Raw genomic sequence first — 1514 nt, forward strand, 5'->3', positions numbered from 1 at the left:
AATGTGCCGCATGATTAAGTACGCTCCGTCTTGCTCAGCCACATATCGCGCATGGAGCCGTCTTTGATCTGCATCGGATAGACGTGCTCGCTGGTGTCGACCGAAACATCGATGATCACCAGGCGATCCTTCATGGCGAACGCTTCTGCCATCTTCGACTTCAAATCTTTCGATTCGGTGATGCGTACGCCGACGTGGCCGTAGGCTTCAGCCAGCTTGACGAAGTCAGGCAGCGATTCCATGTAGGAGTGCGAGTGACGGCTGCCGTAGCTCATGTCCTGCCACTGACGAACCATCCCCAGAACACCGTTGTTCAGGATGACGATTTTCACTGGCAAGCCGTATTGCAGGCAGGTCGACAGTTCCTGGATGTTCATCTGGATGCTGCCTTCGCCGGTCACGCAGGCAACGTCGTCATCCGGGAAGCTCAACTTGATGCCCATGGCCGCCGGGAAACCGAAGCCCATGGTGCCCAGACCACCGGAGTTGATCCAGCGATTCGGCTTGTTGAACGTGTAGTACTGCGCCGCGAACATCTGGTGCTGGCCCACGTCGGAAGTGATAAAGGCATCGCCCTTGGTCACTTCGCAGAGGGTTTCGATCACGGTTTGTGGCTTGATCAGGCTGCCGTCGCCCTTTTCGTAAGGGAACAGGCCGCGATCACCGCGCCATTCATCAACCTGCTTCCACCAACTGGCCACGGACTCCTTGTTCGGGGTCTCGCCGATTTCCTTGAGGATCGCGACCATTTCGGTCAGAACGCTCTCAACCGGACCAACGATAGGCACGTCGGCCTTGATGGTCTTGGAAATCGAAGCCGGGTCGATGTCGATATGGATGATCTTGGCGTTCGGGCAGAACTTCGCCGGGCCGTTGATCACGCGATCGTCGAAACGCGCGCCGACCGCGAGGATCACGTCAGCATGGTGCATCGCCAGGTTGGCGGTGTAGCTGCCGTGCATGCCGAGCATGCCGATGAACTGACGATCAGTGCCGGGGAAACCACCCAGGCCCATCAAGGTGTTGGTCACGGGCAGGTTAAGCATTTTCGCCAGTTCGGTCAGCGGTGCGGAACCGTTGCCGAGGATCACGCCGCCACCGGAATAAAGCACTGGGCGCTTGGCCGCGAGGAGCATTTCGGCTGCCTTGCGGATTTGCCCGGAGTGACCGCGAACGGCCGGGCTGTAGGAACGCAGCTTGGCTTTCTTCGGGAAGATGTATTCGAATTTCTCGGCCGGGTTGGTCATGTCTTTCGGGATATCGACCACGACCGGGCCCGGACGACCGGATTGCGCCAGGTAGAAGGCCTTCTTCATGACTTCCGGGATTTCCGAAGCGTGCTTGATCATGAAGCTGTGCTTCACGATCGGCCGGGAGATACCGATCATGTCGGTTTCCTGGAACGCGTATGTGACGACCTTGGTGCTTGGGACCTGACCGGAAATGATCACCATTGGAATCGAGTCCATATTTGCCGTGGCGATACCGGTGATGGCGTTCGTGGCGCCTGGTCC

General features: G+C 58.2%; 1 protein-coding gene. It reads right to left on the reverse strand.

Translation table 11 applies throughout. The annotated features are described in order from the left end of the window. Positions 1 to 14: 14 nt before the first annotated feature. The coding region (locus ACIP1X_RS28915) for an acetolactate synthase 3 large subunit (RefSeq protein WP_400755979.1) at positions 15 to 1514 on the reverse strand (1500 nt) is incomplete at its 5' end.

This window comes from Pseudomonas sp. NPDC088885 (assembly GCF_044750025.1).
In the GTDB taxonomy this organism is placed as follows: Bacteria; Pseudomonadota; Gammaproteobacteria; order Pseudomonadales; family Pseudomonadaceae; genus Aquipseudomonas; species Aquipseudomonas rustica.